This window comes from Palaeococcus ferrophilus DSM 13482 (assembly GCF_000966265.1).
Lineage (GTDB): Archaea > Methanobacteriota_B > Thermococci > Thermococcales > Thermococcaceae > Palaeococcus > Palaeococcus ferrophilus.
Window position 1 is genome coordinate 37,405 of sequence record NZ_LANF01000005.1, and the last position, 13,477, is coordinate 50,881.

13 protein-coding genes are annotated in these 13,477 nt (G+C 56.2%); 9 read left to right on the forward strand and 4 right to left on the reverse strand.

Translation table 11 applies throughout. The features are described from left to right. Positions 1-157 precede the first annotated feature (157 nt). Positions 158-1,528 carry a hydroxylamine reductase gene (gene hcp / locus PFER_RS01080; RefSeq protein WP_048147950.1) on the reverse strand — a complete coding sequence of 457 codons (1,371 nt, stop codon included), beginning with the start codon at positions 1,526-1,528 and terminating at the stop codon, positions 158-160. Positions 1,529-1,703: 175 nt separating this feature from the next. Here hcp and PFER_RS01085 point away from each other — a divergent pair, with 175 nt between their 5' ends. The 3 genes from PFER_RS01085 to PFER_RS01095 all read left to right on the forward strand — a co-directional run bounded on the left by PFER_RS01085 (position 1,704) and on the right by PFER_RS01095 (position 3,753). Beyond that, positions 1,704-2,090 carry a transcriptional regulator gene (locus tag PFER_RS01085; protein ID WP_048147922.1) on the forward strand — a complete coding sequence of 129 codons (387 nt, stop codon included), beginning with the start codon at positions 1,704-1,706 and terminating at the stop codon, positions 2,088-2,090. A gap of 70 nt (positions 2,091-2,160) precedes the next feature. Continuing rightward, entirely contained in the window at positions 2,161-2,973 is an 813-nt protein-coding gene (locus PFER_RS01090) for a hypothetical protein (RefSeq protein ID WP_048147923.1), read from the forward strand. Positions 2,974-3,207: 234 nt separating this feature from the next. Further along, a complete protein-coding gene (locus PFER_RS01095) occupies positions 3,208-3,753 on the forward strand; it encodes a SagB/ThcOx family dehydrogenase (protein WP_394296988.1) in 546 nt (181 codons plus the stop codon). A gap of 4 nt (positions 3,754-3,757) precedes the next feature. Here PFER_RS01095 and PFER_RS01100 read toward each other — a convergent pair whose 3' ends face one another. Continuing rightward, a complete protein-coding gene (locus PFER_RS01100) occupies positions 3,758-6,442 on the reverse strand; it encodes a COG1361 S-layer family protein (RefSeq protein WP_048147925.1) in 2,685 nt (894 codons plus the stop codon). After that, entirely contained in the window at positions 6,439-8,688 is a 2,250-nt protein-coding gene (locus PFER_RS01105) for a hydrophobe/amphiphile efflux-3 (HAE3) family transporter (protein WP_048147926.1), read from the reverse strand. The genes PFER_RS01100 and PFER_RS01105 overlap by 4 nt, the downstream gene beginning before the upstream one ends. Positions 8,689-8,764: 76 nt before the next feature. On the opposite strand from PFER_RS01105, the gene PFER_RS01110 reads away from it, so the two are divergent. The 6 genes from PFER_RS01110 (at position 8,765) to PFER_RS01135 (ending at position 13,132) form a co-directional block, all read left to right on the forward strand. Continuing rightward, positions 8,765-9,007: an Lrp/AsnC ligand binding domain-containing protein gene (locus tag PFER_RS01110; RefSeq protein ID WP_048147927.1), complete on the forward strand. Its 243-nt coding sequence runs from the start codon at positions 8,765-8,767 to the stop codon at positions 9,005-9,007. Continuing rightward, positions 8,997-9,527 (forward strand): GbsR/MarR family transcriptional regulator, encoded by a 531-nt coding sequence (locus PFER_RS01115; RefSeq protein WP_048147928.1) that lies wholly within the window; start codon positions 8,997-8,999, stop codon positions 9,525-9,527. The genes PFER_RS01110 and PFER_RS01115 overlap by 11 nt, the downstream gene beginning before the upstream one ends. 32 nt (positions 9,528-9,559) lie before the next feature. Beyond that, complete coding sequence (locus PFER_RS01120) at positions 9,560-10,066, forward strand: CDP-2,3-bis-(O-geranylgeranyl)-sn-glycerol synthase (protein ID WP_048147929.1); 507 nt, start codon at positions 9,560-9,562, stop codon at positions 10,064-10,066. A gap of 151 nt (positions 10,067-10,217) precedes the next feature. Beyond that, entirely contained in the window at positions 10,218-10,442 is a 225-nt protein-coding gene (locus PFER_RS01125; RefSeq protein WP_048147930.1) for a TRAM domain-containing protein, read from the forward strand. Between the two features lie 106 nt (positions 10,443-10,548). Further along, positions 10,549-11,166, forward strand: coding sequence for an archaeal proteasome endopeptidase complex subunit beta (gene psmB / locus PFER_RS01130; RefSeq protein WP_048147931.1), 618 nt, complete (start codon positions 10,549-10,551; stop codon positions 11,164-11,166). Between the two features lie 19 nt (positions 11,167-11,185). Then, entirely contained in the window at positions 11,186-13,132 is a 1,947-nt protein-coding gene (locus tag PFER_RS01135; protein WP_048147932.1) for a beta-CASP ribonuclease aCPSF1, read from the forward strand. Between the two features lie 3 nt (positions 13,133-13,135). Here PFER_RS01135 and PFER_RS01140 read toward each other — a convergent pair whose 3' ends face one another. After that, complete coding sequence (locus PFER_RS01140) at positions 13,136-13,447, reverse strand: helix-turn-helix domain-containing protein (RefSeq protein ID WP_048147951.1); 312 nt, start codon at positions 13,445-13,447, stop codon at positions 13,136-13,138. Between the last annotated feature and the right edge of the window lie 30 nt (positions 13,448-13,477).

The window sequence follows — 13,477 nt, forward strand, 5'->3', positions numbered from 1 at the left end:
CAGGGCTTTAAAAGTATTACTATAGATAGTTTAACAAAATAATGAAGATTGAATGTAAAATCCAACTGGGAGAAGTTTGAATGATACGATTGCCAAAAACACGGCAATCTGCCTACCCGTTAACAAAGAGCATCAAAAAGGTGAGAAAAGAGAAAGCTCACTCCAGCTCCTCCGCGAGCGGGGCGTTCTCATCAACGCTTACCCCCTTGTTGAGCATGTCCATGAGGTCCTTCTCAGGATCGCCTATGAGTCTCAGGTCGAACTGCCTTCTGAGGGTCTCAAAGACGTTCGGAGTGAGGAACTCCGGCGGCTTGGGACCGAGGTAGATGCCCTTTATACCGAGGTAGAGGAGCGAGTAGAGTATTGCTATCGCCTTCTGCTCCATCCAGCTCAGGACGATGCTGACCGGCAGTGAGTTGACGTCCGTTCCCAGCTCGTTGGCGAGGGCAACGGCGATTTCAATTATCGAGTAGACGTTGTTGCACTGCCCGAAGTCGAGGAAGCGCGGGATGCCCTCGATGGTGCCGTAGTCCCTCGCGTTGTAGCGGAACTTGCCGCAGGCGGCGGAGAGTATGAGGGCATCCTTCGGAATCAGCTTGGTCAGCCTCTCGTAGTAGCCCATGCCCTTGTGCGGCGTGTCACAGCCGCCGACGACGAATATGTGCCTTATCTTGCCCTCGTTGATGAGCTCTATCAGTTTGTCCTTCAAAGCCAAGACGTTCGTGTGGTGGAAGCCGGTGAGGAGCTTCCCGCCGTCGTAGGCCTTCATTCTTGGAGTCTCAAGGGCCCTCTTTATCACGGGCTCAAAGTTGTAGTCCTCAACGTGGGGAACCCCCTCAAGGCCCGCTATTCCTGTGGTGAAAATCCTGTCCTGATAAGCCTTGGTAGGCTGCTGAACACAGTTGCTCGTGCCCACTATAACCCCTGGGAACTCCGCGAATTCTCTCTTTTGATAAAGCCACGAGCCGCCCCAGTTGCCGTAGAGAGCCTTGAACTTCCTGAGCTCGGGGTAAGCGTGGGCCGGGAACATTTCGGCGTGGGTGTAGACTTTTATCTCGTCCTCAAGGCCCTTCTCCTCTATCTGCTTCAGGAGCTCGTACATGGCCTTGTAGCTGTGGCCGGTCACGAGTATACCGTGTCCCTCAGCCGTCCCCGTGGGGACTTCAACCGGCTCAGGTCTTCCAAAGGTCTCGACGTAGGCCTTATCGAGGAGCTTCATTGCCTCGAGGTGGACCCTTCCGTTCTCAAGGATGAGCTGGAGGAAGCGGTTCTTGTCGAAGTTGACGTTGGTCAGCGTTGAGTAGAGCGCCTCGGCCAGGAAGTGACCGATTCTTGGGTCGTCGTAGCCGACCTCAAGCGCGTGGTGGTAGTAAGCGGAGGTGCCCTTTATCCCGTAGAGGAGGGCCTCCTGCAGTGAGTTCAGGTCGGGGTCCTTTCCGCAGACTCCCCTGATCGTGCACCCACCGGCCAGGCTCATCGAGCACTGGTTGCAGAGCATATCAAACGCCTCAGGAACGCGTATAGCCATGTCCATCAACCTCCCTTTTTTATGACACCTGTCATATATCGGATTATTATTGAATCTCCCTTCATAAAAACTTTGCGGTTTCTTAACCTAAAACGGCTTTATGACTTATGTCATAACAAACAGCCGAAAGACTGGCAGAAAGGTTTAAATATTCCATGCGTCATAAAAGACCACCATGAAGAGCAACGCCTTCGAAGTCGCCTCTCGCTACATCTACCCCTCCATCAGGAGGCGCCTTGTTGAGATACTTCGGGAGAGGGGTCTGAAGCAGATGGAGATAGCGGAGCTCCTCCACATCACCCAATCTGCTGTTTCGCGCTACCTCAAGATGGACAGGGGTGCCCTCATAGACCTATCGGCTTTCCCCGATGTGGACGGCGAAGTTAAGGCGCTCGCCGAGAGGATAATCAAGGAGAGGCCCGGGGAATACGAGATACACTCTTCTATTGTGAAGCTCTCGCTGGAGTTCCTTGGAAAGGGCTACGCCTGCACCTTCCACTCCCGGATCGACCCGGAGATAAACCCTGCTGAATGCCGTGTTTGCATCGAGCTTTTCGGCTGAACTAACGCTTGTAGGGTTCCTTAAGGAAGGTTTAATAACTTTCGATGCGAGTTTTAGCATGGTGATTTTCATGAAAAGAGCCCTCGTAACACTCACCCCCCCGGAGAGCAAGCGCTTAATAGCCAGAGCCATAGCGGCCATGCCCGAGGTTCAGCACGCTCTAAAGAACGGCTTCGTTTACATTGCCACCGGCACGACGGCCGCCTACGTAGCGGAGGAGCTGTTGGGGGAGAAGATTGAGAAGGAGAAGTGGACAGTTGGAGTTATAAGCAAGGGGAGAACCTGCGTTACCCCCAAGGCGACGTGGCCAAAGCACCTCGTCCTCTACAAGGGCGAGCCCTTCGACGACCCGCTTGAAGCCCTAAAGAGGATGGGGCCGAAGGACGTCTTCATAAAGGGCGCCAACGCAATAGACATCAACTGGAACGTGGCCGTTTTTGCGGCCGCTCCGGACGGCGGGACGATAGGGAAGACCTTCGGTTGGACGATAACCAAAGGGGTCTTCACGATAACGCCGGTAAGCCTTGAGAAGTTCGTTCCAACGCCGGTCGAGGAGAGCGCGAAGCTGACTGGAATTTACTCCTTCGACTGGGGAACCGGGCTCTACTCCGCGCTGGTGCCGATACCCCACTCCCACCCGGTTACGGAGGTTGAAGCATACAGAATTCTCGCGGGCGTTGAAGCGATACCGATAGCCGCCGGTGGCGCCGGTGGGGCGGAGGGAAGTGTAACCCTCGTCCTCGAGGGAGACGACGAGGCCATGGAGAGGGCGAAGGAAATAACGAAGGCGGTTAAGGGCGAGCCCTATCTCGAGCCCTACACGGAGGACTGCTCCGTCTGCCCATTCGCGAACATCTGTGGCCTTGGAAGCGGAGCCTTCTGACCTTCATATTTTTTACACCTGAAGCCTGATTTTGAGGGGGCATTTTGCAGCCGGGCAACCCTAAAATAGGAGTTGCGCGTAGTTCAAACCATGGAACACCGGAGGTTCGCCATCATCCTCACTCTTATCATAATGGCCGGAGTAGCCCTGCGGTTCCTGCCCACGCAGGAGGAGGGGCCCACCCAGAATGCCCTCCAGAAGGTCTCCCTCCCCGCCCCGAGGACAAGGGGGGATATGAGCGTTGAGGAAGCCATAGCGAGGAGGATGAGCGTGCGGGAATACCGGGACGAGCCCCTAACCCTCGAGGAGCTCTCCCAGCTTCTGTGGGCGGCGCAGGGGATAACCCACGATGGAAAGAGGAGCGCCCCAAGCGCCGGGGCCACGTACCCCTTCGAGCTCTACGTGGTTGTTGGGAGCGTTGAAGGCCTGAGTCCCGGGGTTTACCACTACGACCCCTCAGAGCACTCTCTTTCACTGGTCAGAGAGGGTGATTTTAGAGGGGAACTCCAGAGAGCGGCCCTGAACCAGGAATGGGTTGGGAAGGCCGCGGTGGACATAGTTCTTGTTGCCTTCTACGAGCGCACAACGGAGTACTATGGCGACAGGGGCGTTAGGTACGTCCACATGGAGGCCGGCCACATAGGGGAGAACATATACCTCCAGGCGACTGCCTTAAACCTTGGAACCGTGGCGGTGGGGGCCTTCAACGACGATGAGGTGGCAAAAATAGTGGGAACGGAGGGAAGGCCCCTCTACATATTCCCTGTGGGACGGGTTTAGGGGTTCAGCGGCGCCTGCGGAGGGCGGTGATTATTACCACGAGCACCACTAGAATGCCCACCGCGAGGCCCGCCCTCTTGAGGTTGCCCTCCGTCCGCGTGTTCTCCTCCACGGGGATTGTTATGCTCTTCTCGAAGACGTAAACGTTGTCGTCCCCGCTCTCCTTGTCGCCAACGGCCCTTATCCTCACCTGAACCGTGTAGTCCTTGGGGAGGGCATCGCGCGCGACGCTGATGACCAGCGCGCCCTCACCGCTCTGCCCCGGGTCGAGGTCACCTATGTAGTCCGTCCTCTTGACGAGGGTGAAGGGCTGGTCCGCCTTGACAACGCCCTCTATGATGACGTTCTCGGCCTGCTCGCCCCCCACGTTCTTGAGCTCCACGTAAACGGTCACATCCTCGCCCTGGAGGGGCGTTTTATCGAAGCGGACGTCTTCGATTTCTATCTTCGGCTTCTCGTTGACTATCACCGGGATGCCGAGTTCTAGCTCCCTGTTTTCTCCGTTTGCGTCAACGTACTCAATTTTGACGGGTATCTCGTAGGGACCACCGGTGGCGTTTCCAGCGACGTTCACCATGAAGGTAGCCTTGGCGGAGTCTCCCTGGGTGAGGCTTCCAAGGTTGATAAGCTGTTCGCTTGTTTCGGCGAGCTCAAAGGGAGGAGAGGGCATCGGCTTTAGGATAACGTAGCGTGCGCTCCCGCTTCCAACGTTCTCAACCTCGACGCTGACCTCCACGTTGTTCGTCCCCGCTAGAACCCTGCTCGGGGAGGTGCTCACCTTCGAGACTATTAGGCGCTCCCTCCCCGTCACGGCTATTCCCAGGAGCCTCTCGTCGCTCACCTGGGAGTCATCCGGTTCGCTAGTGTAGGTGAGCGAGACCTTGAGGGGGTAAACACCGTTCTGGAGTTTTTCGTTCGCCCTGAGGCGGAACTCGAGCGTTGCCTCCTCCCCTGGAGCAAGGCTTCCAACGTACTTGGCGTTGTCCTCCCCCACGGGGAGAAATGCCTCCACGTTCTGCTTTGCAAGCTCCCTTAGGAGCTGGTTCAGCGCGCTCTGGAGGTTCTCGCTCATGCTCTGGCTCCCCTGGACGGGGAGGTTCTGGAGGGAGGATAGGTCAACGGCGCTAACCTCGCCCTGCACCTCCGTCTCCTGGGGCTCTATCTTGAAGTAGAGGGCCTTGGCTGCCTCTTCTCCCACGTTCCTGAGGCGTACCCTGAGGGTGAACTCGTCCCCGGGCTCAATGTCCTTGGAGGTTTCAACCTCCTCTATCTCCACGAAGGCGCTGTTTTTTCTCACGACGCTTAGGGAGAACTCGAAGGTCTGGTCCTTCCCGTCCTTGGCGTCTCCGCTGTAGTAAGTGAGCTTGATGTTTAATGGGTACGTGCCCGTTTTGGCGTCCTCCTTCGCGTGGAGCCTGAAGGTGTACTCCACCTCCCTGTTCGTGCCCACGATGGAGGTGTATTGCTGGTCAGTGGTGTTGTCAATGAGGAAGGGGCTATCAACGTCCGTCAGCCCCTTCTCGAGTTTCACGAGGAGGTTCTTTGCAACGTCCATACCGAGGTTCTTCAGCCTCACCCTGACCTCGAAGTCCTCACCGGGCCTCACGAAGTCCGGCTTCTCAATCTCCAGGAGCTCGAACGTGGCGTCGCTCTCCCTGCCTACCGTTAGAGCCACGTAGTCAACGCTCTGGGCCATCTGGAGGTTTCCTCCGGTACCGATGGAGTAGAAAACGTTCACGTAAAGGGGGTATATCCCCGGTTCGGCGTTTTCGTTCACCTTGACTTTGAACTCGAGAACCCTCTCCTCCTTGCCCTCAAGGTACTCGATGAACTGGCTTGAGCTGTTCACGGGAAGGAAAACGTTCTGCGCTATCCCGCTCTGGCTGAGCGTCTGTGCCAGGGTGCTCGCGGTTCCCTCGGAGGCCTCCCTCATACTGACGGGCATTGGGGATACAACCACGTTGACGTAGCGCACCTTTAGGGCCCCTTCGTTCTTGATGTGGACCCTTAGGGTTACCTCGTCCCCGGGATTGGCGACTTTGGGCGCTTCCACACTTGTTTTGATGAAGGCGGGAAGTGTGGAGGCCTTCCAGTCGGCCGGCCCGCTTATGCTCAGCTTTGCGCCGTTTGGGTAAATCTCAAGGGCGGTTATGGCTACCGTGTCCCCATCAACGTCGAGCTCTATCGTCTCGTTCTCCCCTATGAGCGTGAACTCGGGAAACGTCATGGGCACCATTAGGTCTTCCAGACTTATCCCGAGCTCAGGGTGCTCCTGAATGGTCCGCACTATCGCGTCCCATACCTCAGTCTGGGGGGCGTTCGAGAGCCACACCAGAAACTGGGCGTACTCTAGGGGGTTGGTCGTGTTGTAGCCGAGGGTCTCCGCCATTGCCTGGAGGAAGGTAACGTTTGAGAGCAGCTCCTGAACCTTGCTCGGGTTTGGAATGTTTATCGTCGTGTAGTTGGCGTTTATTGGCTTTCCGTCCTTAACGACCACCAGCATGGCCTTGTACTCGTTCGTGAGGTAGTCCTTCTGGACGTCGCTGAGGGTCACTATGAGCGGCCCCACGAAGACGGCCTCACCCTTATCGAGGTAACCCTCGAATAGAAGGGCTTCCTGTGCTGTAACCGCCCCCAGGACGTTTGAGAGAACCATGAGCACGGTAAGGAACCCCAAAACCTTCTTCATTCTTTATCACCCCTAACCTTTTTCCCGTAGAAGATTTGAAGCAGTGCGGGAGTTACAATGAACGCGGCAAGCATTGAGGCGAATATTCCAACGGCGAGGGTCTTTCCAAAGTCGTGGATGGCGGTAAGCTCCCCCGCAAGGAGTGCAAGGAACCCTCCAGCTGTTGTCAGGGCTCCCACGAGTATGCCCGGGCCAACGCCCTCCACGGCCGTAACTATTGGGTGGGGGTTTCCCTCCTCGAACTCCTCGAGGAAGCGGTGCGTTAGGTGCATGCCGTAGTCAACTCCAAGGCCCACTATCATGGAGATAACCCCCGCGAGGGTCTGGCTGAAGGGAATCCCCGCGAGCCCCATGTAGCCAACCGTCCAGAGCGCTCCGAGGAACATCGGGAGTATCATCGCCATCGAAACCAGCGGCTTTCTAAAGAGGATGAGCACTATGAGCACCACGAAGAGCGTCCCGTAGGTCGAGACCTTGCTCAGATCCTCGTTCGTGTACCTGTCGAGAACGTAGTTGAGGTAGTCGTCCCCCGCGGGCCTGACCTCCACCCCTGGCGGAAAGTCCGCGCTCCGCGCCTCCCCCTCGAAGTAGTGCATTATCCGCCTGAAGTCATCGGGATTGACCCCTCCAAAGTTGCCCTTCACCTGGATGAGCGTGGTGGAGTAGTCGTCGCTTATGGGCGCTCCCTGCCCCTCCTCGAGGACCTCCTTTATCTTTTCCTTATCCTCAGGGATGTAGCCGTACTCTCTCACGACCACGTCCGCTATGCTCGAGGTCTCGAAGACGTTGTTGTAGTATGAATCCGCCATCAGCTCCCTCTCGAAGCGGTAGATGGCCCTCACCACCGAGGGGTCCCTGACATCTTCGGCCTTCACTATGAAGTCCACCTCGTCCTGTCCGCCGAACTCGTAGCGGACATCTCTGAGCGCCTCTATCTCCGGAATTCCCGAGGGGACCATCTTCTCAAGCCTCACCTCCGTGGTGACCAGAGTGGCCCCGTAGGCGAAGACCATGGTGAGTATGAGCATAATGCCCAGCGCGCTCTTCGGGTGGTCCCTCACACCCTTTCCGAGCGAATGGAAGGCCCTCGCCACGATTCCGGAGTGGGCCCTTATCTCCGGAACCTCGTAGTGCCCCACGAGGCGCTTCATGAGGTCTTCCTCGAGCATTATCACCGCGGGAGTGACCACGACGGCGTTAACCGCGGCCAGGGAGAGCCCCATTATGAGTGTCACGCTAAGCCTCTGAAGGGACGGCAGGACGGAGAGGCCAAGGGCCGCAAAGCCCGCTATCGTCGTAAGCGCCGCCCCGAGGAGGGCCTTACCCGTTTCAGCTATGGCCTCCTCCGCGGCCTCCCCAAGGGGTTTTCCACGCGCCCTCTCCTCGTAGTAGCGGTTCGTAACATGAACGCCGTAGTCAATGCCCATACCAACTATCATGGCCCCTATAACCGTCGTCGCCATGTCTATGGGGATTCCAAGGAGGCCCATGAAGCCGAGCGTCATTATGAGGCCAAAAACGAGGGGAATGAGGGGAATAATCGCCTTTAGAGGGGATTTGTAGAAGTACAGCAGGAGGGCCGCCACGAAGAGAAAGGCTATCGCCATGGTCCTGCTCAGGTCGTTCTGGAGCATGAGTAGAATTCTGTAGGTGATTCCAACGTTTCCGGTCTGGACGACCTCAACGTTTTTTGGAAAGTTCGTCTCCTCGATGTCCCGCTGGATGTCCTCGTAGACGCGCGTGATTGCCCGGGAACCCGCCACGGGGCTCATCTCGACTACCATCATGGTGGTCATGTAGTCGGAGCTTATGAGTCCCGATTTGGCCTCCTCGGGCAGCATGTCGAGCACAAAGCGAACCTCCTCCTCGTTCTCGGGGAGCCTCCCAAGGATTTGGATGTAGATGTCGGCGAGGCTCACGACGTCGCTCACGTACTCGTGCTCCCTGAGACGCTGCCCGAGCTCGTAAAGGGCCTCTATAACCTGGGGATCGCGGATATCGTAGACTCCCCCCTCCTCTATGCTCCCGACCTTGACTATGATTAATGTGGAGCCTCCTCCCTGGAAAGTGTTCTGGAGTGTTATGTAGTCCTTGACCGCATCAACGTCCTCCGGAAGCTGCTTTGTAATATCGCTCTCGAATTCAAGCTTTTGAATCCCGTAGAGTGACACAATGAGCAGGAATATCGCTATCAGCGCAAAGGCAGCCCTGTATTCCACTATTATCCTCGCGACCCTCTTGAGCATGCGCCTCCCCCACATCTTTCGGAAATTTCCGAAAGTTTTATATATTCGAAACCTTAAAAGGCTTTTGGTGGAGGACATGAGGACGTTCCTGCTGATGGCCCTTAGCGCCGGGAAGGAAGATGAAACCCTTGAGAGGCTTAGAGAGCATTTCCACGTTGTTGAGTCCCACAGGCTTTACGGAACCTACGACGCCATAGCCATCGTTGAGGTTAACGACATCAACGAGCTCTCGGAGACCATAAACGGGCTTTTAAACGATGGAAGCGGAATCCTCTACGTTGAGACACTCATGGAGAGGGGTGAGGGTGATGGGAGTTGAAGAAGCCAAGAGGATAATGATGGAGCACTTCGCGAACACCGCGAGGCGCTTTGGACTGAACGAGCTCTACGGTTACATCTACGGGGTGCTTTTCTTTGAGGATGAACCCATGAGCCTCGGGGAGATAGCTGATAAGACGAGCTACTCGCTCTCGCACGTGAGCACCGCGCTGAAGCTCCTTGAGAACATCGGGCTCGTCAAGAGGGTCAAGAAGCCGGGGGACAAGAGGGCGTACTTCACGGCCATAAAGAACATCCGCGAGTGGAGGAAGGAGGCCTACTACAAGAAGATAGTCGAGGACGTGCAGCAGACGAGGGAGAACCTGCTCAGGGCCCTTGAGGAGCTCGAGAGTGATGAGAGCGAGGAGGCGAAGCGCATAAGGGAGCGCATAGAGTTCGCACTGGAGAGGAACAGGATAGCCGAGAAGGTCGTTAAAATCTTCCTCATGAACGAGGAGGAAGCGGTGTTGAAGCTCATGCTCGAGTGCCTGGAGGAAAAGCTCGGACGGGCAAAGCTTTAAAAGGGACCCGTTTAAGTAATGGCGGTGGTCAAATGAATCCGTTGCTGGAGGCCTTCTGGTACATTCTTCCCGCGTACTTCGCGAACTCCTCCCCCGTCGTCTTCAAGGGCAAAACTCCCATTGACTTTGGAAGGAACTTCGTTGATGGGAAGAGGCTTCTGGGCGACGGCAAAACGTGGAGGGGCTTCTTCGGCGGGCTGACCGTTGGCGTTCTCGTATCGCTCATCCAGTATCACGCCCTGCCCTCCTACTACGGCTCCCTCAACGCGGCCCTCCGCCTCGGGTTTGCGCTCTCACTGGGCGCCCTGCTGGGCGACATCATAGGGAGCTTCGTGAAGAGGAGGGCCAACTTCCCGAGGGGCTATCCGGCGATAGGCCTCGACCAGTGGGGCTTTTTAATAACGGCGTTGATTCTGGCCTATCCCGTTAGAACGCTCGAAACGGGGCAGGTGCTCTTCCTTCTCGCTGTAACGCCCTTCATCCACTGGGGGGCAAACGTGCTGGCCTACACCCTCGGATGGAAGAGCGTCCCGTGGTGAGGCTTTTTCATCTTCCTCCCTGCTGAAAGGGAAGTTTTAGTTCCCGGTGGGGGATAAATTCTCCTCAAAACGTGCAAAAGTTTATATACCTTTCCGATAACCTACATCTGGCGTCCTGCAGGGGCGCCGAAAGTTGAAAGGTTGGATGGATATGTATAGGGACAATAGGTTTGGTGAAAGAAACTTTGAGAACACCGCGCCTGTGAAAGTGGGTGAAAGATACCGCGTCAAGATTGAGGGTATGGGAAGCGGCGGCGATGGAATCGCCCGCATTAAGGGGTTTGTTATATTTGTCCCGGACACGAAGGTTGGGGACGAGGTTGACATTGTCATAAACAGCGTCAAGAAGAGGTTCGCTTTCGCGGAGAAGATTTGATTCTTCTCCTTCCTTTTCACTTCATCGAAAACTTTAAATACTGACTTGCAAAAGCCGCTTATGAAGAGGCTTCATTCTATTCTACGAAGCAAAAGGGGTGTTGTAGTTGACGGGCCACATTAAAGGCACTACAACAGTGGGCATTGTATGTAAAGACGGCGTAGTCCTGGCAGCGGATAAGCGCGGATCCTACGGGAACATGATAATGACGAAGAACGCGACCAAGGTCTTCCAGGTGGAGGACCACCTCGCGGTAGCAGGTGCGGGAAGCGTTGGCGATATACTGGGCCTTGTAAGGGTCTTAAGGGCCGAGGTTAGCCTCTACAGAGCCCGCGTTGGGAAGCCCATGAGCGTGAAGGCCTTCGCAACGCTCACAGCCAACATCCTCCAGGGCAGCAAGTACTATCCCTACTTCGCGTGGTTCCTCATCGGGGGCTACGACGAAAGGCCGGGACTCTACTCCGTTGATCCAATAGGAGGCATCACGGAGGACAGGTACGTTTCGGCCGGCTCGGGAATGGAGTTCGCCTACGCGATTCTTGAGGAGAACTACAGGTCAAACATGACTGTTAAAACCGGCGTTAAACTTGCCGTTAGGGCCATAAACGCGGCCCTGAAGCGTGATGTTTACACAGGAGATGGGATAACCCTCGTGGTTGTTGATAAAAACGGCTACAGGGAGATGAGCAAGGAGGATATAGCGGCAATTCTAAAGGCGTTATAACTCTTCTGAGGTGAGGGCAGTGATAAAAAGGGAGACTTTTGTTGATGACATTCTCAAGGAAATGAGGGAGATAATCAACCAGATGGTGCCAAAAGAGGCGAAGATCACGGAGATTGAGTTTGAGGGGCCAGAGCTCGTCATATACCTCAAGAACCCCGAGACCGTTGTTAAGGACGGCGAGCTCATTAAAAACCTCGCAAAGGTTCTCAAGAAGAGGATAAGCGTGAGGCCTGACCCGGATGTTCTTCTTCCTCCGGAGGAGGCCGAGGAGAGGATTAAAAACATAGTGCCCGCGGAGGCGGAGATAACGAACATAAGCTTCGACCCATCCGTGGGTGAGGTTCTCATAGAGGCCAGGAAGCCGGGCCTCGTTATAGGGAAGAACGGTGAGACGCTGAGGGAGATAACCCAGAAGGTTTACTGGGCCCCGAGGGTTATAAGGACCCCTCCCCTCCAGAGCCAGACAATATACTCCGTGAGGCAGATACTCCAGGCGGAGAGCAAGGACAGGAGGAGGATTCTCCGCCAGGTGGGGAGGAACATTTACCGCAAGCCCGAGCTCAAGAGCGATTGGATAAGGATAACAGGTCTCGGCGGGTGGCGCGAGGTCGGGAGGAGTTCACTCCTCCTCCAGACAAACGAGAGCAACGTCCTCGTTGACTTCGGTATCAACGTGGCCGCGCTAAACGACCCCAAGAAGGCCTATCCCCATTTCGACGCACCCGAGTTCCGCTACGTCCTCAACGAGGGCATACTCGACGCGATAATCGTAACCCACGCCCACCTCGACCACTCGGCCCTGCTCCCGTACCTCTTCCGCTTCAACCTCTACGATGGGCCCATATACGCCACGCCGCCCACGAGGGATCTGATGGTGCTCCTTCAGAAGGACTTCATCGAGATACAGCAGATGAACGGTGTGGAGCCACTCTACAAGCCCAGGGACATTAAGGAGGTAATAAAGCACACCATAACCCTCGAGTACGGCGACGTGAGGGACATCTCGCCGGATATACGTCTAACCCTCCACAACGCGGGCCACATACTCGGCTCATCAATAGTGCACCTCCACGTGGGCAACGGCCTCCACAACGTGGCTGTAACCGGTGACTTCAAGTTCGTGCCGACGAGGCTCTTCGAGCCGGCAGTGAGCAGGTTCCCGAGGCTTGAGACGCTCATCATGGAATCAACGTACGGTGCCTCCCGCGACTACCAGCTCCCTAGGGAGGAGGCGGAGAAGAGGCTCATGGAGGTCATCCTGAGAACCATCAAGCGCGGCGGAAAGGTTCTCATACCTGCCATGGCCGTTGGAAGGAGCCAGGAGATTATGATGGTGCTCGAGGAGTACGCGAGGGTCGGGGGAATGGACGCTCCCGTTTACCTCGATGGAATGATATGGGAGGCGACCGCCATCCACACGGCCTACCCCGAGTACCTCAGCAGGAACCTGCGCAACCAGATATTCCACGAGGGCTACAACCCCTTCCTGAGCGAGATATTCCACCCGGTTGCGAACGCCAACGAGAGGAAGGACATCATAGAGAGCGGCGAACCTGCGATAATCATAGCCTCCTCGGGCATGCTCGTTGGAGGGCCAAGCGTGGAGTACTTCAAACAGCTCGCAAGCGACCCGAAGAACTCCCTCATATTCGTGAGCTACCAGGCGGAGGGAACGCTCGGAAGGAAGGTGCAGCGCGGCCTGAGGGAGATACCCATAGTGGGCGAGAGCGGAAGGACGGAGGTCGTGCACGTCAACATGGAGACCTACACGATAGACGGCTTCTCCGGTCACGCGGACAGAAGGGAGCTCATGAACTACATAGCGCGCCTCAAGCCGCGCCCCGAGCGCGTCATAACCGTCCACGGAGAGGCCCAGAAGTGCCTTGACCTGGCCTCAAGCCTCCACAAGAAGTTCAGCATCTCAACGCGCGCGCCCAACAACCTCGACGCCATAAGGCTTCGCTGAGGCTTATAGGAGGCCTTCCACCTCTTTTTCCACTTCTTCCAGCCTTTTTATTATGCCCTCTATTGCCTCCCTCAGGGGTCTCGCCCTGTAAACGTAGCCGATCCACCCTCTATCCACGAGGTTTCTCTCAACGAGTCCGAGGTTCAGGAGGTGCTTGAGCCTCTCCCTGACTATCCTCTCGGAGATTCCCAGCCTCTTTGATATCTGGCGCGGCGTTAGGGAGTCCTTCAAAAGAAGGGTGTATATCCTTATCTCCGAATCCGTGAGCTCAAACGTCCTGAAGAGTGAGTTTAGACTTTTGAGAAGCTCCTCCACGCCACCCACCATGAAGCTTTTTCTTCATAC